21 protein-coding genes are annotated in these 16,827 nt (G+C 67.6%); 16 read left to right on the top strand and 5 right to left on the bottom strand.

The genetic code is table 11. The annotated features are described in order from the left end of the window. Positions 1 to 68 precede the first annotated feature (68 nt). From AC5Y4N_RS10635 to AC5Y4N_RS10595, 9 genes are all read left to right on the top strand, one after another. Positions 69 to 668 carry a TetR/AcrR family transcriptional regulator gene (locus AC5Y4N_RS10635; RefSeq protein WP_499910197.1) on the top strand — a complete coding sequence of 200 codons (600 nt, stop codon included), beginning with the start codon at positions 69 to 71 and terminating at the stop codon, positions 666 to 668. A gap of 26 nt (positions 669 to 694) precedes the next feature. Further along, the gene (locus AC5Y4N_RS10630; protein ID WP_499910199.1) at positions 695 to 1,642 is read left to right on the top strand and encodes a phosphotriesterase family protein; all 948 of its coding nucleotides are present in this window, start codon (positions 695 to 697) and stop codon (positions 1,640 to 1,642) included. A gap of 88 nt (positions 1,643 to 1,730) precedes the next feature. Next, the gene (locus AC5Y4N_RS10625) at positions 1,731 to 2,129 is read left to right on the top strand and encodes a heme-binding protein (protein WP_499910201.1); all 399 of its coding nucleotides are present in this window, start codon (positions 1,731 to 1,733) and stop codon (positions 2,127 to 2,129) included. 131 nt (positions 2,130 to 2,260) lie between these two features. Continuing rightward, the gene (locus AC5Y4N_RS10620) at positions 2,261 to 2,629 is read left to right on the top strand and encodes a YraN family protein (protein ID WP_499910204.1); all 369 of its coding nucleotides are present in this window, start codon (positions 2,261 to 2,263) and stop codon (positions 2,627 to 2,629) included. Then, complete coding sequence (locus AC5Y4N_RS10615; protein ID WP_499910206.1) at positions 2,629 to 4,140, top strand: YifB family Mg chelatase-like AAA ATPase; 1,512 nt, start codon at positions 2,629 to 2,631, stop codon at positions 4,138 to 4,140. The genes AC5Y4N_RS10620 and AC5Y4N_RS10615 overlap by 1 nt, the downstream gene beginning before the upstream one ends. Then, positions 4,137 to 5,264 carry a DNA-processing protein DprA gene (dprA, locus tag AC5Y4N_RS10610; RefSeq protein ID WP_499910208.1) on the top strand — a complete coding sequence of 376 codons (1,128 nt, stop codon included), beginning with the start codon at positions 4,137 to 4,139 and terminating at the stop codon, positions 5,262 to 5,264. The genes AC5Y4N_RS10615 and dprA overlap by 4 nt, the downstream gene beginning before the upstream one ends. A gap of 28 nt (positions 5,265 to 5,292) precedes the next feature. Beyond that, positions 5,293 to 5,598: a hypothetical protein gene (locus tag AC5Y4N_RS10605; protein WP_499910210.1), complete on the top strand. Its 306-nt coding sequence runs from the start codon at positions 5,293 to 5,295 to the stop codon at positions 5,596 to 5,598. 54 nt (positions 5,599 to 5,652) lie between these two features. Continuing rightward, complete coding sequence (locus AC5Y4N_RS10600) at positions 5,653 to 6,501, top strand: siderophore-interacting protein (protein WP_499910214.1); 849 nt, start codon at positions 5,653 to 5,655, stop codon at positions 6,499 to 6,501. 53 nt (positions 6,502 to 6,554) lie between these two features. After that, positions 6,555 to 7,475 (top strand): tyrosine recombinase XerC, encoded by a 921-nt coding sequence (locus AC5Y4N_RS10595; RefSeq protein WP_499910216.1) that lies wholly within the window; start codon positions 6,555 to 6,557, stop codon positions 7,473 to 7,475. A gap of 53 nt (positions 7,476 to 7,528) precedes the next feature. Here AC5Y4N_RS10595 and AC5Y4N_RS10590 read toward each other — a convergent pair whose 3' ends face one another. After that, positions 7,529 to 8,020, bottom strand: a complete 492-nt coding sequence (locus AC5Y4N_RS10590) for a M23 family metallopeptidase (protein ID WP_499910218.1) — start codon at positions 8,018 to 8,020, stop codon at positions 7,529 to 7,531. A gap of 242 nt (positions 8,021 to 8,262) precedes the next feature. Here AC5Y4N_RS10590 and rpsB point away from each other — a divergent pair, with 242 nt between their 5' ends. The 3 genes from rpsB to AC5Y4N_RS10575 are packed head-to-tail and all read left to right on the top strand — an operon-like array spanning position 8,263 to position 11,361. After that, positions 8,263 to 9,114, top strand: a complete 852-nt coding sequence (gene rpsB, locus AC5Y4N_RS10585; protein WP_499910618.1) for a 30S ribosomal protein S2 — start codon at positions 8,263 to 8,265, stop codon at positions 9,112 to 9,114. 11 nt (positions 9,115 to 9,125) lie between these two features. Then, positions 9,126 to 9,941 carry a translation elongation factor Ts gene (gene tsf / locus AC5Y4N_RS10580; RefSeq protein WP_499910220.1) on the top strand — a complete coding sequence of 272 codons (816 nt, stop codon included), beginning with the start codon at positions 9,126 to 9,128 and terminating at the stop codon, positions 9,939 to 9,941. Positions 9,942 to 9,945: 4 nt separating this feature from the next. Further along, entirely contained in the window at positions 9,946 to 11,361 is a 1,416-nt protein-coding gene (locus AC5Y4N_RS10575; protein WP_499910222.1) for an amidase, read from the top strand. A gap of 5 nt (positions 11,362 to 11,366) precedes the next feature. Here the strand turns inward: AC5Y4N_RS10575 and AC5Y4N_RS10570 are convergent, their stop codons facing one another. Then, entirely contained in the window at positions 11,367 to 11,723 is a 357-nt protein-coding gene (locus AC5Y4N_RS10570) for a hypothetical protein (protein WP_499910224.1), read from the bottom strand. Between the two features lie 38 nt (positions 11,724 to 11,761). After that, positions 11,762 to 12,034, bottom strand: a complete 273-nt coding sequence (locus tag AC5Y4N_RS10565; RefSeq protein WP_499910226.1) for a hypothetical protein — start codon at positions 12,032 to 12,034, stop codon at positions 11,762 to 11,764. A gap of 284 nt (positions 12,035 to 12,318) precedes the next feature. Here AC5Y4N_RS10565 and pyrH point away from each other — a divergent pair, with 284 nt between their 5' ends. The 3 genes from pyrH to AC5Y4N_RS10550 are packed head-to-tail and all read left to right on the top strand — an operon-like array spanning position 12,319 to position 14,547. Beyond that, positions 12,319 to 13,059 carry a UMP kinase gene (pyrH, locus tag AC5Y4N_RS10560; protein WP_499910228.1) on the top strand — a complete coding sequence of 247 codons (741 nt, stop codon included), beginning with the start codon at positions 12,319 to 12,321 and terminating at the stop codon, positions 13,057 to 13,059. Positions 13,060 to 13,096: 37 nt separating this feature from the next. After that, positions 13,097 to 13,654: a ribosome recycling factor gene (gene frr, locus AC5Y4N_RS10555; protein ID WP_499910230.1), complete on the top strand. Its 558-nt coding sequence runs from the start codon at positions 13,097 to 13,099 to the stop codon at positions 13,652 to 13,654. A 23-nt stretch (positions 13,655 to 13,677) separates the two neighbouring features. Then, on the top strand, positions 13,678 to 14,547 hold the full coding sequence (locus AC5Y4N_RS10550; RefSeq protein ID WP_499910233.1) for a phosphatidate cytidylyltransferase: 870 nt from the start codon (positions 13,678 to 13,680) through the stop codon (positions 14,545 to 14,547). Here AC5Y4N_RS10550 and AC5Y4N_RS10545 read toward each other — a convergent pair. Then, complete coding sequence (locus AC5Y4N_RS10545; RefSeq protein ID WP_499910620.1) at positions 14,458 to 15,387, bottom strand: DMT family transporter; 930 nt, start codon at positions 15,385 to 15,387, stop codon at positions 14,458 to 14,460. The genes AC5Y4N_RS10550 and AC5Y4N_RS10545 overlap by 90 nt on opposite strands. Positions 15,388 to 15,473: 86 nt before the next feature. Here AC5Y4N_RS10545 and rlmN point away from each other — a divergent pair, with 86 nt between their 5' ends. Beyond that, positions 15,474 to 16,535 (top strand): dual-specificity RNA methyltransferase RlmN, encoded by a 1,062-nt coding sequence (rlmN, locus tag AC5Y4N_RS10540; RefSeq protein WP_499910235.1) that lies wholly within the window; start codon positions 15,474 to 15,476, stop codon positions 16,533 to 16,535. A 7-nt stretch (positions 16,536 to 16,542) separates the two neighbouring features. Here rlmN and AC5Y4N_RS10535 read toward each other — a convergent pair whose 3' ends face one another. Beyond that, positions 16,543 to 16,797, bottom strand: a complete 255-nt coding sequence (locus AC5Y4N_RS10535) for a DUF2631 domain-containing protein (protein ID WP_499910237.1) — start codon at positions 16,795 to 16,797, stop codon at positions 16,543 to 16,545. Positions 16,798 to 16,827: the final 30 nt, after the last annotated feature.

Below are 16,827 nucleotides of genomic sequence, written 5' to 3'. Positions count from 1 at the left end.
ATCTGCATGGGGACACTGTCATAGACAGACTGGTCGGTCTAGTCGAGTGGTGGGGCTACGCTTTGCTTATGCACTCGACCACGCAAGAGCTGGCCGCATCGTCTCGTGAACGCAAGGTGACGCCCAAGCCCGCCGAGCGGTTGTTGAATACCGCCGCGAAATTGTTTGCGGCACAAGGGATCAGAGCGGTCGGCATCGACCAGATCCTGCGTGAGTCCAGGGTGCACAAAGCCAGCCTCTACACCAGCTACGGCTCCAAGGACGCATTGGTGCGGGCCTACCTCAGCGATTTGGATCAGGCTGATCGCAACCGCTGGGCCGCGGCGGCCGCCACGCACCGTGATCCCGTCGACAAGGTCTTGGTGTTCTTCGACTTGGCGGCGACTGCGGCCACTCAACGCAACTTCAGCGGATGTCTGTATGCGAACGCGGCCACCGAGTACCCCCGAACCGAACTCGAACCGGTTCGCGCCCATCGCGAGTGGTTCCTCGACACCGTTGCCGCGCTTCTGAAAAGCGCTGGCGCCGCGCAGCCCCGTGCGACGGCGCGCCGGATCCAATTGCTGTACGACGGCGCTCTGATCGGATCGAAGATGCAGAGGTCCACCCAACCGATCACGCTGGCAAGGCGGCTCGCGGCGGAATTGGCAGGAAAATCGCGCCGCTGACCGATCGTCGCGTCTAGTCTGCGGGCGTGAGTCAGGTGCAGACCCTGCGCGGCGCAGTCGGCGCCGAGCAGCTCGGCCCCACACTGATGCACGAGCACGTCTTCGTCCTCGATCCGGACATCGTCGAGAACGTCCCGACCGACTGGGACGAAGGCAGCGCGCTCGACGACGCGGCCCGTCGGCTCGACGAGCTTTACGCGGCGGGGATCCGCACGATCGTCGACCTCACGGTGATCGGAATCGGCCGGTCGATCGGCAGGCTCAAGCGTGTGCCGATCACCAGTCCGCTGAATATCGTCGTGGCGACAGGGATTTACGACTTCTACGACATCCCGGCGTATTTCAAATTCCGAAAATCCGGGGTGTTGGTCGACTACCTCGTAAACGAAATCGAGCACGGCATCGGCGAAACCGGGGTGCGTGCGGGCATCCTCAAATGCGCCACCGACGAGGCGGGCGTCACTGCGGGCGGCGAAAAGATCCTTCGCGCGGTGGCGCGTGCGCACGTGGCTACCGGCGCGCCGATTTCCACCCACACCCACGCCACGACCCGGCGGGGCCTTGATCAGCTCAAGGTGTTCGCCGAAGAGGGTGTCGACCTGACGCGAGTGGTGATCGGGCACAGCGGTGACACCACGGACATCGATTACCTGCTGCAGGTCGCGGATTCGGGCGCTTACCTGGGCATGGACCGCTTCGGCATCGACACGATCCTCGGGTTCGACGAGCGCGTGGCAACCGTGGCGCGATTGTGTGCGATGGGCCGCGCGAACCAGCTCGTGCTGAGTCACGACGCGTCCTGCTATATCGACTTCTTCGCCGGCGGCCGCCCGCCGGCGTCATTGCCAAACTGGCATTACCTGCACATCACCCGCGATGTCGTTCCGGCGTTGCGAGCGCGCGGCGTCACCGATGAACAACTGCAGCAGATGCTCGTCGCCAATCCCCGTCGGGTGCTCAGCGCAGAGTCCTAGATTCGGCGCATTTTTCGGTCTTGCCAGCCGCGGTACGTTGGCTTCAGAACAGATTGCGCCCAATTGCAGAACAGAAGGACATAAAGCGATGAAATCCACACGCGAAACTGTGCGACGTGAATTGGTCGGGCTCTTCGCCGCGACGGCACTCGGCGCGGCGGCCGTCGTGACCGTGCCGAGCGCGGCGGCACAGCCTGCGTCGTGCACCGCTGCGGGGTTGGCTCACACCATCAGCGGCGTGACTGCGCAAGCCGGCCAATATCTCGACGCCCATCCCGACGCCAACGACGCGATCACCGGCGCGGGCTCGGAGACACCTGAGCAGGCACAGTCCAATCTCCGGGCATACTTCGCGTCCCACCCGCAGCAGTACAACGACCTGCGGGCCATCGCTCAGCCGTTGACCGATCTTCGGTTGTCGTGCAACCAGAATGTGTCAGGTGCACAAATCGCAGCCCTCCTGCAGGCCTTCGCCAACCCGTCATAGTTCTGCGACCAGTGCCGCCTCGCTGTGGACGAAACGTGAGTTGGGGATAACTCGGGCCGGTCTCTGAGCTTTCCGCGCGCTCCGCCACTTCTTGTCAGAGCCTTGTCAGAGGCCCACCCGAAGCTGGGTGCATGACAACGTTGACCCGCGCCGAACTCGGCGCACTCGGCGAGCAATTGGCCGTCGACCATCTACAGCTCCTCGGGCTTGTTGTGCTGGACCGCAACTGGCGTTGCCGGTACGGCGAGCTCGACGTGATAGCCGCCGATCTCGCTTCTCGCACTGTGGTTTTCGTCGAGGTGAAGACCCGCACCTCCGATCAGTTCGGCGGCTTGGCGCAGGCCGTCACCCCCACCAAGGTGCGGCGTCTGCGCCGGCTGGCCGCGTTGTGGCTGGCTCAACAAGACGCCCGCTGGGCGGCGGTGCGCATCGACGTGATCGGCGTGCGGATCGGCCGTCGGCGCACTCCCGAGCTCAGCCACTTAGAAGGTGTCGGCTGATGGCACTGGGCCGGGCGTTCTCCGTCGCGGTGCGCGGCGTGGCGGGAGAAATCGTCGAGATCGAGGCAGACATCACGTCGGGTCTGCCGGGCGTGCACCTGGTGGGATTGCCTGACGCGGCGCTGTCGGAGTCCCGGGATCGGGTGCGCGCCGCAATCATCAACTGCGGCAACAGCTGGCCGATGTCGCGGCTCACACTGGCGTTGTCGCCGGCGACGTTGCCGAAAGTGGGCTCGGTGTACGACGTGGCGCTCGCCGCCGCGGTGTTGTCGGCCGACCGCAGGGTGGCCAACGCGCGGTTGGAGAAGACAGTGCTGCTCGGGGAGCTCGCTCTCGACGGCCGGGTCCGGCCGGTCCGCGGAGTGCTGCCTGCGGTGATCGCCGCCAAACGCGACGGCTGGCCGGCCGTGGTGGTTCCGGTCGAGAATCTCGCGGAAGCGGCTTTGGTCGACGGTATCGAGGTGCACGGCGCGCGCACGCTGGGGCAGGTCCGGTCCTGGCTCAACGGCGCAGATGCTCTCGAGCGCGCCGGGAAAAGCCCAGCCGCCGAACCCGACGACGGTCCCGACCTCGCCGACGTCGTCGGCCAGCCGCAAGCCCGCTATGCAGTCGAGGTGGCCGCCGCGGGCGCTCACCACCTCATGCTGGTGGGCCCCCCAGGCATCGGCAAAACGATGCTGGCACAACGGCTTCCGGGGCTGCTGCCCCCGCTGACGGAAGAGGAGTCGCTGGAGGTCACGGCCATCCACTCCGTCGCCGGTCTGCTGTCGCCCACCACGCCGCTGATATCGCGGCCGCCGCTCGTCGCGCCGCATCCCACCTCCAGCGTCGCGGCACTGATCGGCGGTGGCAGCGGCATGGCGCGGCCGGGCGCGGTCAGCCGCGCTCACCGCGGCGTCCTGTTCCTGGACGAATGCGCAGAAATCGCGACACACGCACTCGAGGCGCTGCGGACTCCGCTGGAGGAAGGCGAAGTTCGGCTGGCCCGCCGGGACGGGGTGGCTGTGTACCCGGCCCGTTTCCAGCTGGTGCTGGCCGCCAACCCGTGTCCGTGCGCTCCGGCGGATCCGCGAGATTGCATCTGCGCGGCGGCGGTCAAGCGGCGCTATCTGGGCCGGCTTTCCGGTCCGTTGCTCGACCGCGTCGATCTGCGCATCACCATGCATCGGGCCCGCACCGGTGTGCTCAGTGCCGACGTGGGTGAGCCCACCAGTGTGGTGCGGGAGCGGGTGGCGCAGGCGCGCGCGGCCGCCGAGCAGCGGTGGCGGCCATACGGCGTGCGAACCAACGCCGAAGTACCGGGTCCGCTTCTGCGGCAACGCTTTCGGCTGAACCCCAGCACCATGGAGCCCCTGCGCAAAGCCCTCGACAAAGGCCTGATGAGCGTACGGGGAGTGGACCGGACCATGCGGGTCGCGTGGACGCTTGCCGATCTCGGCGGCCGTGAGCGACCCAGTCTCGAGGACGTATCCGTCGCGATGGGATTCCGTCAGATCGGCGTGGACCGATGACCAAAGAACAGCGGGCCTGGGCGTACCTGTCGCGGGTGGTCGAGCCGCCGTGCGCGGAGCTTTCCGCGCTTACGGCTGAGGTCGGTGCAGTAGAGGCAGCCGAGCGGGTGCGGCGTGGGGCGGTTTCCGAGCGACTCGCTCGAAACACCGAAGCGCGCCGCGAATTCGATTGCGCCGCCGATGATCTGGACCGCGTGGCCCGCTTGGGCGGGCGGCTGATCACGCCTGACGACGACGAGTGGCCGGTGCTGGCGTTCACGTCGTTCAACGGTGTGGACCGGCGTCGGCATCCCGACGGCATCGCGCCGTTGGCGCTGTGGGCGCTCGGGTGTGCGGCGGTCGACGAGGTGGCGATGCGTGCGGCGGCGATTGTCGGCACGCGCGCGGCCACGGTGTACGGCGAGCACGTCGCGAGTGATCTGGCGGCCGGGCTCTGCGAACGCGGTGTCGCTGTGGTGTCCGGCGGGGCGTTCGGAATCGACGGCGCCGCCCATCGGTCGGTGCTGTCGGAAGACGGGTGCACTGTCGCGGTGCTCGCAGGCGGGGCGGACGTGCCGTATCCCGCTGGCCATTCGGCGCTTTTGCATCGGATCCAACGCACGGGATTGTTGATCAGTGAATATCCGCCCGGCGTGCGGCCGGCCCGATACCGCTTCCTGGTCCGCAACCGCCTGGTGGCCGCGCTGTCAGGCGCCACCGTGGTCGTAGAGGCAGGTCTGCGCAGCGGAGCGGCCAACACCGCGGCGTGGGCGCGGGCGCTGGGTCGGGTGGTGTGCGCGGTGCCGGGCCCCGTGACGTCCGCGGCGTCGGCCGGGTGCCATGTGCTGATCCGCGGCGGTGCGGAGTTGGTGACCCGCGCCGACGAGATCGTCGAACTCATCGGCCGCGTAGGCGAGTTCGCCGAAGAGCCGGACCGCCCGTCGTCGCCGTTGGACGATCTCAGCGAGATCGGAAAGCGCGTGTACGAAGCGCTGCCCGCCCGCGGCGTCCGCTCGGCCGACGAGTTGTCGATCGAGTCGGGCCTTCCGATCGCCCAGCTGCAGGGACAACTCGCGCTACTGGAACTGGCCGGGCTGGCGGTTCAAGACCAGGGCCGCTGGCGATTGCCCAGATCCAGGACTTAGTTCTGCGCGCAGTGGGTATGGAAGTCCCATGGCGATTGTGGCGGTGGTGCTCGCGATTGTGGGCGCGCTCGTGTTCGTGGCGGGAGTTGTGCTGTTCGCCAACGGTGTCGGCGTCGACGCCGAGGGGCGCACGGAAAGCGAGCGGGTGCGCCAAGGCTTCGCCCGAGTGCCCTACCGGGAGATGTTCGGACTGATGCCGCGCTCGGTCAGAGTTGTCACCGACGCCGACGCCGGCCGCCGCGACAGGCTGAGGGCCGCCGGTGCTTTCGTCGCGCTCGTCGGCATCGTCGTGCTGTGCCTCGCGATCGTCTCCGCGATCACCGCGTTGCTGTAGCCGCTGGCTGTGTCGGTATGGTCGAGACGAGCCGATAACCAGCGGGGAGGCGATGTGGCAGGACGGCCGGTGCACAGCTTCGAGGTCGTGCGGACCGAGCAGCTGTCGCCGCACATGGTGCGAGTTGTCCTGGGCGGCAAGGGCTTTGACACCTTCACCCCCAACGAGTTCACGGACGCCTACTGCAAGCTGCTGTTCGTTCGCGAGGACGTCGACGTCGCCGCGCTGCCCGCGCCGCTCACGCTCGACAGCTTCCAGGTCTTGCCGCAAGACCGCCGTCCGGTCGTCCGCACGCTCACTGTGCGGTGGGCCGATCCCGAGAAGCGCGAAATCGCCATTGATTTCGTGGTCCATGGCGAGCATGGGGTCGCCGGACCCTGGGCACTGGCGGCGCAGCCCGGGCAGCCGGCGTATCTGATGGGTCCCGGCGGGGCGTATGCACCCGATCCGAGCGCCGACTGGCATCTGCTGGCCGGTGACGAATCGGCGCTGCCCGCGATCGCCGCCTCACTCGAAGCGCTTCCCGCCGACGCCGTCGCACGGGTGTTCATCGAGGTAGCCGGCCCCGACGACGAGATCGAACTGCGTTCGGGCGCCGACATCCAGACATACTGGATCTACCGCGGCGGTCGCGCCGACCTGGTGCCCGAAGACCGGGCAGGCGACAATGCGCCGTTGATCTCCGCGGTGAAGGAGGCCCGTTGGCTGCCGGGCCAGGTCCAGGTGTTCATCCATGGCGAAGCGCAGGCCGTGATGCACAATCTGCGGCCCTACATCCGCAAGGAACGGGGCGTCGAGGCCAAATGGGCATCGATCTCGGGCTATTGGCGTCGCGGCCGCACCGAGGAGACGTTCCGGCAGTGGAAAAAGGAGCTGGCCGCCGCCGAAGCGGGGGAGAGCTAGACACGCGGCGCGGTTGACGGATTCCACGGCCGGCATCTGCGACCGTGGTCTTCGTGTCCCGACCGGCCGCCTTCGCCGCAATTCTCGACGACTTCGCCGAGTTCCTGACGCTGGAGCGGGGACGCTCCGAGCACACGCGCCGCGCCTATCTCGGCGACGTCGGCTCGTTGCTGGACTTCGTCGCCGCGCGTCGTAGCGAGCCTGCGCTCAGCGATCTCACGCTGCCGCTGTTGCGGGCCTGGCTGGCCGCTCAAGCCTCGGGCGGTGCCGCCCGCACGACGCTCGCCCGCCGCACCTCCGCGACGAAGACCTTTACTGCGTGGGCGGTGCGGCGTGGCTTGCTGGACACCGATCCGGCGGCGCGGCTGCAGGTGCCCAAGGCGCGCCGCACGCTGCCGGCGGTATTGCGTCAGGACCAGGCGCTGGAGGCGATTACGGCTGCGAAAATCGGTGCGGCCGAAGGACACCCGATGGCGTTGCGCGACCTGCTCATCGTCGAGCTGCTGTACGCGACCGGGATCCGCGTCAGCGAGCTGTGCGGGCTGGACATCGATGACGTCGACACCGACCGCCGGCTGCTGCGCGTCCTGGGCAAGGGCGACAAGCAGCGCACCGTGCCGTTCGGCGCACCGGCACATGCCGCGCTGACCCGATGGCTGGCCGAGGGCCGGCCTGCGCTGGCCACTGCCGCGTCGGGTCGTGCCCTACTGCTGGGGGCACGCGGCCGACGTCTGGATCCCCGCCAGGCCCGCACCGTCGTCCACCAGACCGTCGGCACCGTCGCCGATGCCCCCGACATGGGTCCGCACGGCTTACGCCACAGCGCTGCGACGCATTTGCTGGAAGGCGGGGCCGACCTGCGGGTCGTCCAGGAACTGCTGGGCCATTCGACGCTGGCCACGACGCAGTTGTACACCCATGTCTCGGTCGCGCGGCTGCGAGCCGTGCACGACCAGGCGCACCCCCGCGCCTAGCCGTGCGATTCCGGCGTGCAAAACGGCGCAAAGCTTCGGAAAGCGCGCCGGCATCACCCGGCGGCGACGGGCTTGAGCCGGATCGGGGTCGCCGCCAGCAGGCCCAGCGGGTCGACGTAGTCGGCCGCGGACGCCGGACCCCACATCGCGCCCCAATGCAGGCAGGCCGCTGCCGCGCAGTCGGGATGCCCGGCTAGTAGCTCACCGATCACCGTGCCCGTCGCGACCTGCTGCCCGGGACGCACCGACGGCTGCACCGGTTCGTAGGACGTCCGCAAACCGCTGGGATGGGCGATCGACACCACCGGCCGGCCCGCGAGCTGGCCGGCGAACACCACCGTGCCAGCGCCGGCGGCGAACACAGGTTGGCCGGCAGTGCCGGCCAGATCGACGCCGCGATGACCGCGGTTCCAGTTCGGCGTCGGCGCGTCGAACGTGCGCACCACGGCCGGTTGTGGGCGCAGCGGCCAGTCGAACCGGTAGCCGTCAGCGGATGCGGGCGCTGCGACGACGAGTGCGGCCACCAGCACCGCGAACCGCTTCATCAGTTCAGTGCAGCCCAGCCGCTGCGCCCGCGCCAGTACAGGCCCGGCTCGGCTGTGGACAAACCGCCTGCTGGCGGCGTGTAAACTCCTACCCGCAGCCTGTGCAAGCGGGCTGACTTCGCGCGTCTGCAGCCAACCGAATGCCGTGCGGTCCCGTCCCCGGACGGGTGCGGCATCCCGCAGACGCCAGGGCCCGTCGTCACCCGGCGCCGGGCGACAACCGACACATGTGAGGCATGAGCATGGCCGTAGTGACCATGAAGCAGCTGCTCGACAGCGGCACCCACTTCGGGCACCAGACCCGTCGCTGGAATCCCAAGATGAAGCGGTTCATCTTCACCGACCGCAACGGCATCTACATCATCGACCTGCAGCAGACGCTGACCTACATCGACAAGGCGTACGAATTCGTCAAGGAGACGGTCGCGCACGGCGGCACGATCCTGTTCGTCGGCACCAAGAAGCAGGCGCAGGAATCGATCGCGGCCGAGGCCACGCGCGTCGGCATGCCGTACGTGAACCAGCGCTGGCTGGGCGGCATGCTCACCAACTTCTCGACCGTGCACAAGCGGCTGCAGCGGCTCAAGGAGCTCGAGGCGATGGAGCAGACGGGCGGCTTCGAGGGTCGCACCAAAAAGGAAATCCTGATGCTGACCCGCGAGAAGAACAAGCTCGAGCGCAGCCTCGGCGGTATCCGCGACATGAACAAGGTGCCGTCGGCGATCTGGGTCGTCGACACCAACAAGGAGCACATCGCCGTCGGCGAGGCCCGGAAGCTGGGCATCCCGGTGATCGCGATCCTGGACACGAACTGCGATCCGGACCTCGTGGACTATCCGATCCCGGGCAACGACGATGCGATCCGCTCTGCGGCGCTGCTGACCAAGGTGATCGCCGCCGCGGTCGCCGAGGGCTTGCAGGCGCGCGCCGGCTTGGGTAACGGCGACAAGGCGGAGGTCCAAGCTGAGCCCCTGGCCGAATGGGAGCAGGAACTGCTCGCCAGCGCCACTGCCGCCGCAGCCGAAAACGCACCGCAAGACGCTCCGACCAACCCGGGGCCGACTGCCACCGAAACCAAGACTGAAACCTCCTAGGGAAGGCTCACATGGCGAACTTCTCCGCTGCCGACGTCAAGCGACTACGGGAGCTGACCGGCGCCGGCATGCTCGACTGCAAGAACGCGCTGACCGAAAGCGACGGCGATTTCGACAAGGCCGTGGAACTGCTGCGCATCAAGGGCGCCAAGGACGTCGGTAAACGTGCCGAGCGGTCCACTGCCGAAGGGCTCGTCGCCGCCAAAGAAGGCGCGATGATCGAACTCAACTGCGAGACCGACTTCGTCGCCAAGAATGACGAGTTTCAGAAGCTGGCGAACGACATCGTCTCTGCGGCGGTGTCTTCCGGTGCTGCCGACGTTGACGCATTGAAGGCCGCGTCGGTGGGCGACAAGACCGTCGAGCAGGCGATCGCGGACCTGTCGGCGAAGATCGGCGAGAAGCTCGAATTGCGCCGGGTCGCTGCGTTCGACGGCAAGGTCGAGACCTACCTGCACCGGCGGTCGGCGGACCTGCCACCGGCTGTGGGCGTGCTCGTCGAATACGAGGGCAGCGATTCGAACGCAGCGCATGCGGTGGCGCTGCAGATCGCCGCTCTGAAGGCCAAGTACCTGACGCGTGACGACGTGCCCGAGGACGTGGTAGCCGACGAGCGCCGGATCGCCGAGGAGACCGCCCGCAACGAGGGCAAGCCGGAGCAGGCGCTGCCGAAGATCGTTGAGGGCCGGCTCAACGGGTTCTTCAAAGACGTTGTGCTGCTTGACCAACCGTCGGTGTCCGACAACAAGAAGACGGTCAAGGCACTGCTCGACGAGGCCGGCATCACTGTGACGCGATTCGCCCGATTCGAGGTGGGACAGGCTTAGGCGGGTGCGTGTCCATGCCTTCCGCGACGACGCGTTAGGCGACGACGACGCCCTCGGGCTCGTCTCCCGGCTGCGGGCCGGTGACGTGTCCGCCGTGGAGTTGGTGGACGCGGCCATCGCCCGCGCCGAGGCCGTCAACCCGGCGCTGAACGGCCTTGCGCACGAAGCGTTTTCGCAAGCACGCCGGCAGGCGGCGGCTGCGTCGCTGTCGGGCTTTTTCGCGGGCGTCCCCACGTTCGTGAAGGACAACGTCGACGTTGCCGGATGGCCGACCATGCAGGGCACGGATGCATGGGAACCCACGCCCGCACCATCGCACGGCGATTTCGCGCGGATGTTCTTGGCGACGGGTCTGATCCCGCTGGGCAAGACACAGCTCTCGGAGTTCGGATTCAGCGCCGCCGCAGAGCATCCGCGGATCGGGCCGGTCCGCAACCCGTGGAACACCGAGCACACCGCGGGTGCGTCGTCCTCAGGGTCGGGTGCGTTCGTCGCCGCGGGTGTGGTGCCTATCGCGCACGCCAACGATGGCGGCGGCTCGATCCGAATTCCAGCCTCGTGCAACGGTTTGGTGGGTCTCAAGCCCACTCGTGGACGGCTACCGCTGGACAGGCCCACCCGCCAGATGCCGCTGCGCGTGGTGCACAACGGGGTGCTGACCCGCTCGGTGCGCGACACCGCGGCGTTCTACCGTGAAGCAGAACGGATCTGGCGTAACCGGAAACTGCCGCCGGTAGGCGACCTCACCCGATCCGGCGACGAGCGGCTGACCATTGCGGTGGTCACGCGCTCGCTGTTCCGGGAGTCCTCGCCGGAGGTGCGGGAGCTGACGTTGAAGACCGCAAACCTGCTGGAGGAGTTGGGGCATCGCATCCATCACCTCGAAAGTCCGCCGGTGCCACCGTTTTTCGCTGACGATTTCCTCCTGTACTACGGCTTTTTGAGTTTCGCACTGGTGCGCAACGGGCGTAGGATGTTCGGGTCGAGCTTCGATCGCACCAAGCTGGACAACCTGACGCTTGGTTTCGAGCGCCACGCCGCTCGAAACCTGCACAAACTGCCGCTGGCCATTGCCCGGTTGTCGGCGATGCGACGACGAACCGCCAGGCTGTTTCGCACCTTCGATGCGGTGCTGACGCCCACTGTCGCCGATCCACCGCCACCCGTCGGGCATTTTGACCCCCGCGCCGACTACGAGCAGATCATCACCCGGCTGGTCGACTGGGTTGCGTTCACCCCGCTGCAGAATGCCACCGGCGACCCGGCGATCTCACTGCCGCTCGCGGAATCCTCCGGCGGGCTCCCCGTCGGGATGATGTTCAGCGCGGCTCGCGGTCGCGAACGCCGGCTGCTGGAGTTGGCTTACGAGCTCGAAGAGGCGCGGCCGTGGCGGCGCATACAGGATTGCCCGCCGACATAATGCGTCTACCGCGTCGCTGAACGAGACGACCCTGCCTGAGCGTCGGAGTCGTGGCCTTCGGACTCGTCGTGCCCGGCGTCAGAATCCGAATCTGAGCTGCCTAGCCCGGTGTACTGGCGGATCGTCTCAGCGATCGCTTCCTGGTAGCCGTGAATAGTGTCGCCCGGCAAGTTGGCGTAGTTGTTGAGCGTCTTCGGCACGAACTTCGCGTAGTTCGCGGGAGTGTCGAGCCAGAACGGGCCCTCGGTCTGGTAGCAGGGTTCGTGACCACCCTCGTCGCACGATGGGTGCGCCCCGGCCGGCGCGGCCAGAACGATACCGGCGGCCCCGAGGGCTGCCGCGACGACGAACGCACGGATCATGGCTCTCTCCTGGTCGGTGGCGTCAAGAATTGGTTTGGCTACTGGCTAGGGGATTGCTGCAGCGGCTGAGATCCCACCTTCGACGTGGGGCGGACCGTGCACGCCCCGGCGCTTCCCACGCAGGGGGTGGTGGCGTCGTTGCCCTTCTTGGACCCGGACGGTCCGCTGCTGTCGCCTGAATCAGAACCGTGGTCGTGGCCTGGATGAGCGATCGCGGTTCCTGCTCCCGGGCCGCCCAGCAGTAAAGACCCAGCGGTCAACACGCTGCTCAGCGCGACAAGCGCCTTGGTGCGACAGTTCAGTACCTTCATGCCGGGCCTTCGACCTCCTCCACACCGATCCGACGCTCGATTCCTGAGCACCATCTGACAGCCAGCTGTGAACTACGCGCCGTAGTGGAAGTTAGCATGCCCTAATCGGGGCATCTTGCGCGGTCGTCGCCGGATCGAGAATCCGTGAGTCCGGAAGTCGGGAATCGGCGCACCCGGGCCCACCGGCCCGCGCCGATGAGGCAGGATAAGGGTGCCATCGGAACGACCCAGCCCGGCGGGAGCTTCCGGTGGCGCTCTCATGCGGGGTGCGTGAAGGAGGGGTGATGACGGAGTTCGACGGCACCTCATCCCCGCAGCGCGGGCCGTATCGCCGGGTGCTCCTCAAGCTGGGTGGCGAAATGTTCGGCGGCGGCCAGGTGGGCCTGGACCCCGACGTGGTGCACCTTGTGGCCCGCCAGATCGCCGAGGTTGTTCGCAGTGGCGTGCAGGTGGCCGTCGTGATCGGCGGCGGCAATTTCTTCCGCGGCGCCCAGCTTCAGCAACGCGGCATGGAACGCACCCGCAGCGACTATATGGGCATGCTCGGTACGGTGATGAACAGCCTTGCGCTGCAAGACTTTTTGGAGAAGGAGGGCATCGCCACGCGGGTGCAGACGGCGATCACCATGGGTCAGGTGGCCGAGCCGTACATTCCGCTGCGCGCCCGTCGTCACCTCGAGAAGGGCCGCGTCGTGATTTTCGGCGCCGGCATGGGCCTGCCGTACTTCTCCACCGACACCACCGCCGCGCAACGGGCGCTGGAGATCGGCGCGGACGTGGTGTTGATGGCCAAGGCCGTCGACGGCGTTTTCACCGACGACCCGCGCGACAATCCAGAGGCCGAATTGCTCACCACCATCACCCACCGCGAAGTCATCGACCGCGGGTTGCGCGTGGCCGACGCCACCGCGTTCAGCCTCTGTATGGACAACGGGATGCCGATCCTGGTGTTCAACCTGCTCATCGACGGAAATATCGCCCGCGCGGTCGCAGGTGAGAAGATCGGAACACTGGTCACCACGTGAGGCCGCGGACCCGAGGAGCGAGACGAAGGATGGCACCGTGATCGACGAAACCCTCTTCGATGCCGAAGAGAAGATGGAGAAGGCCGTCGCCGTGGCGCGCGACGACTTGGCGTCGATTCGCACCGGCCGCGCCAACCCCGGCATGTTCGCCCGCATCGCGATCGACTACTACGGCGCGATGACGCCGATCACCCAGCTGGCAAGCATCAACGTCCCCGAGGCGCGGCTCGTCGTCATCAAGCCCTACGAGCAGTCACAACTCGGTGCGATCGAGAAGGCGATCCGCGACTCCGACCTCGGCGTCAACCCCAGCAACGACGGCAACGTGATTCGCGTGGCGATTCCGCAACTCACCGAGGAGCGCCGCCGCGAGCTCGTCAAGCAAGCCAAGGCGAAGGGCGAGGACGCCCGGGTCTCCGTCCGCAACATCCGTCGCAAGGCGATGGAGGAACTGCACCGCATCCGCAAAGACGGCGAGGCCGGTGAAGACGAGGTCAAGCACGCCGAGAAGGAACTCGAGAAGACCACCCATCAGTACGTCGCGCAGATCGATGATCTCGTGAAACACAAAGAGGGCGAGCTGCTCGAGGTCTGACCGACCAGCAGCGACCGAGATCCGTGGCAGAAACCGATCCGTCGACAGGCGCCGACGCGCAGACGAAGCAAAAGAAATCGCGCACCGGGCGCAACCTCCCGGCGGCGATCGCGGTCGGCGCCACCCTCGGCGCTCTGGCCATCGGGGTGCTGCTGTTCGCGCCGACGGGCTGGCTGGTGATGCTGGCGGTCGCGATCCCGATCGCCACGCACGAGGTGATCCGCCGGCTGCGCGAGGCCGGCTACGTCATCCCGATGGTGCCGCTGCTACTCGGCGGCCAGGCCATCCTGTGGCTCACGTGGCCCCTCGGTCCCGAGGGCCTGCTCGTCGGCTACGGCGCCACCGTGGTCGTCTGCATGGTGTGGCGGCTGGTCGGCCAGGGCCTGTCCCAGCAGCCGGTGAATTATCTGCGTGACATCTCGGCGACGGTATTGCTCGCGACGTGGGTGCCGGTGTTCGCCAGCTGCAGCGCGCTGCTGATCCCGCAGGATCACGGCGGCGAACGGGTGTTCACGGTGATCGCGACCGTCGTGTTCGCCGACATCGGCGGCTACGTCGCCGGCGTCCTGTTCGGCAGGCACCTGATGGTGCCCGCGATCAGCCCGAAGAAGTCCTGGGAGGGACTCGGCGGCTCACTGCTGTTCGGTGTCACCGCCTCGGTGCTGTCGGTGACGTTCCTGCTCGACCGGCCGTGGTGGGTCGGGTTGCCGCTGGGCCTGCTGCTGGTGATCACCGGCGTGCTCGGCGACCTGGTCGAGTCCCAGGTCAAACGTGACCTCGGGATCAAGGACATGGGCGCGCTGCTACCTGGTCACGGCGGTTTGATGGACCGCATCGACGCGATGTTGCCCTCGGCCGTCGCCGGCTGGATCGTGCTGACGCTGCTGGCGTGATCCGCGGGCGTTCAGCCAGCACGCCACCGCTCCGAGCACTAGGCCTACACCCACGCCGACGTCCGGTCGCTGACCCAGCATCAGCCACGACAGCAGGCCCGCGACGGCCGGGATCACACAGAACAGCATCGACACCGTCGCCGCACCGTAGAACGTGATGGCGCGCACGTACATCGTCATGCACAGCGTCGCGTTGAGCAGCACCACCGCGGCCACCGCAAACGTCGCGTGCCAAAGGTCGTGGACCACAAGCGGCGACACCGACGCGAGCACCAGCACCGGGCCCACGCACGCCGCGTTCTGCAGCGTCGCCGTCGCCCGGAAATCAACGCCGGCGCAGAACCGCTGCTGGTACACACCGCCGGCAGCGATGCCCACCAAGGCGGCCAGCAGCAGGCCGACCGCCGCATCCACACCGGTGGCCTCCAGCCGGCCCGCGCAAGCGGCCAGCACCGCCGCGACGCCGAGCAGCAGCGCCACCATCCGCGTCACCGTCAGCGCCTCGCCGAGAAACATCGCCGCCAGCAGCGCCGTGACAACGGGGTTCATCGACACCACGACGGCTCCCAGCACAGCGGGTGCTCCGTGCTGCAGCGCGAGGTACAGGCCGACGAACAGGAATCCTTGGCCCAGCAAGCCGCTGACCACGACGTGAACCAGCGCCACGCCCGTGGGCCATGTCACACGCGCCACCAGTGCCCACGCGCCCAGAATCGCCGCGGCCAACCCGAACCGGAACACCAACACCACCATTGGTGACACAGCGCAAACGGCAAGCGCCCCAATGGGATAGCCCAGGGCATAGACGAACGTCAGCGCGGCGGCCGAACGCAGCGGCATGGCAAGCACGTTCGCCATGCTGGCGTTGGCAACCCGGCTCGTCCACCGAATTTCGGCCATCGTGCGATGAGATACTGACAATTGTCATGCCCAAATCCTCACCACCGCGGCACTTGGCCGACCTCGACGACGCCGGCCTGGTGGAGGCCGTCACCGACCTCGGGCTGCCGGCGTTTCGCGCCAAGCAACTGGCGCGCCAGTACTACGGCCGGCTGATCGCCGACCCGCACCAGATGACCGATCTGCCCGCCGCGATGCGCGACACCGTAGCCGATGCGATGTTCCCGCCGCTGCTCGCCGCGGTGCGCGAGGTCGAATGCGACGACGGTCAGACACGAAAGACGGTGTGGCGCACGCCGGATGGCACAACCTTCGAATCAGTGCTGATGCGCTACCCGCAGCGCAACACCGTGTGCATCTCGTCGCAGGCGGGTTGCGGCATGGCGTGCCCCTTCTGCGCCACCGGGCAGGGCGGGTTGACGCGCAACCTGTCGACCGCCGAAATCGTCGAACAAGTGCGGGCCGCCGCGGCGCACCTGCGCGAGCAGGGTGACCGGCTGTCCAACATCGTGTTCATGGGCATGGGCGAGCCGCTGGCCAACTACAACCGCGTGCTGGCCGCGGTGCGGCGCATCGTCGATCCGCCGCCGGACGGGTTCGGCATCTCGCAACGGTCGGTCACGGTGTCCACCGTCGGACTGGTGCCCGCGATCCGCAGACTTGCCGACGAACAGCTGGGCGTGACGCTCGCGCTGTCACTGCACGCACCCGACGACGAGCTGCGCGACACCCTGGTTCCGGTGAACACCCGCTGGAAGATCGACGAGGCGCTGGACGCGGCCCGGTACTACGCCGATACGACGGGCCGGCGCGTCTCGGTGGAGTATGCGCTGATCCGCGACGTCAACGACCAGCCGTGGCGCGCAGACCTGCTGGGCAAGCGGCTGCACGCGGCGCTCGGCGCGTTGGTGCATGTAAACCTGATTCCGCTGAACCCGACTCCGGGCAGCCGCTGGGACGCCAGCCCCAAGCCCGTCGAGCGGGAATTCGTCCGGCGTGTCCGCGCCCAGGGAGTGTCGTGCACCGTCAGGGACACCCGCGGCCGCGACATCGCGGCGGCGTGCGGCCAGCTGGCGGCCGAGACCTGACGCGGACCTAACGCGTCAAGCCGCGCCGGCGCAGATACCAATCGCGCCCGACCACCACCAGGATCAGGGCAGCGAACACGATCAGATACCAGTTCTCCACCCAGCCGACGTGGTTGCCGCGCATCATCAGCAGCAAAAAGCCCGCAATGAAGATGCCGACCCAGTGCCACAGCCTGGGGGCGTCGCCGCTCCAACCCCATTCGGCGGAGGGCACTTCCGCGACGTCGACTTTGGTGCGTCGTTCAACCTCGGTGCTGGCCATGGCCGACATTCTGGCACAGCGCCACGCGGG

The organism is Mycobacterium sp. NGS19 (assembly GCF_059813155.1).
Note: the sequence above shows the minus strand (reverse complement) of the source record. Positions and strands in the feature narration are given on the sequence as shown.

Excerpts from the sequence above, each read along its gene's own strand:
- AC5Y4N_RS10635 (WP_499910197.1), top strand. The coding sequence starts at position 69 with ATGCACTCGACCACGCAAGAGCTGGCCGCATCGTCTCGTGAACGCAAG.
- AC5Y4N_RS10625 (WP_499910201.1), top strand. The coding sequence starts at position 1,731 with ATGAAATCCACACGCGAAACTGTGCGACGTGAATTGGTCGGGCTCTTC.
- AC5Y4N_RS10620 (WP_499910204.1), top strand. The coding sequence starts at position 2,261 with ATGACAACGTTGACCCGCGCCGAACTCGGCGCACTCGGCGAGCAATTG.
- AC5Y4N_RS10615 (WP_499910206.1), top strand. The coding sequence starts at position 2,629 with ATGGCACTGGGCCGGGCGTTCTCCGTCGCGGTGCGCGGCGTGGCGGGA.
- dprA (WP_499910208.1), top strand. The coding sequence starts at position 4,137 with ATGACCAAAGAACAGCGGGCCTGGGCGTACCTGTCGCGGGTGGTCGAG.
- AC5Y4N_RS10605 (WP_499910210.1), top strand. The coding sequence starts at position 5,293 with ATGGCGATTGTGGCGGTGGTGCTCGCGATTGTGGGCGCGCTCGTGTTC.
- AC5Y4N_RS10590 (WP_499910218.1), bottom strand. The coding sequence starts at position 8,020 with ATGAAGCGGTTCGCGGTGCTGGTGGCCGCACTCGTCGTCGCAGCGCCC.
- rpsB (WP_499910618.1), top strand. The coding sequence starts at position 8,263 with ATGGCCGTAGTGACCATGAAGCAGCTGCTCGACAGCGGCACCCACTTC.
- tsf (WP_499910220.1), top strand. The coding sequence starts at position 9,126 with ATGGCGAACTTCTCCGCTGCCGACGTCAAGCGACTACGGGAGCTGACC.
- AC5Y4N_RS10570 (WP_499910224.1), bottom strand. The coding sequence starts at position 11,723 with ATGATCCGTGCGTTCGTCGTCGCGGCAGCCCTCGGGGCCGCCGGTATC.
- AC5Y4N_RS10565 (WP_499910226.1), bottom strand. The coding sequence starts at position 12,034 with ATGAAGGTACTGAACTGTCGCACCAAGGCGCTTGTCGCGCTGAGCAGC.
- pyrH (WP_499910228.1), top strand. The coding sequence starts at position 12,319 with ATGACGGAGTTCGACGGCACCTCATCCCCGCAGCGCGGGCCGTATCGC.
- AC5Y4N_RS10545 (WP_499910620.1), bottom strand. The coding sequence starts at position 15,387 with ATGCCGCTGCGTTCGGCCGCCGCGCTGACGTTCGTCTATGCCCTGGGC.
- rlmN (WP_499910235.1), top strand. The coding sequence starts at position 15,474 with ATGCCCAAATCCTCACCACCGCGGCACTTGGCCGACCTCGACGACGCC.
- AC5Y4N_RS10535 (WP_499910237.1), bottom strand. The coding sequence starts at position 16,797 with ATGGCCAGCACCGAGGTTGAACGACGCACCAAAGTCGACGTCGCGGAA.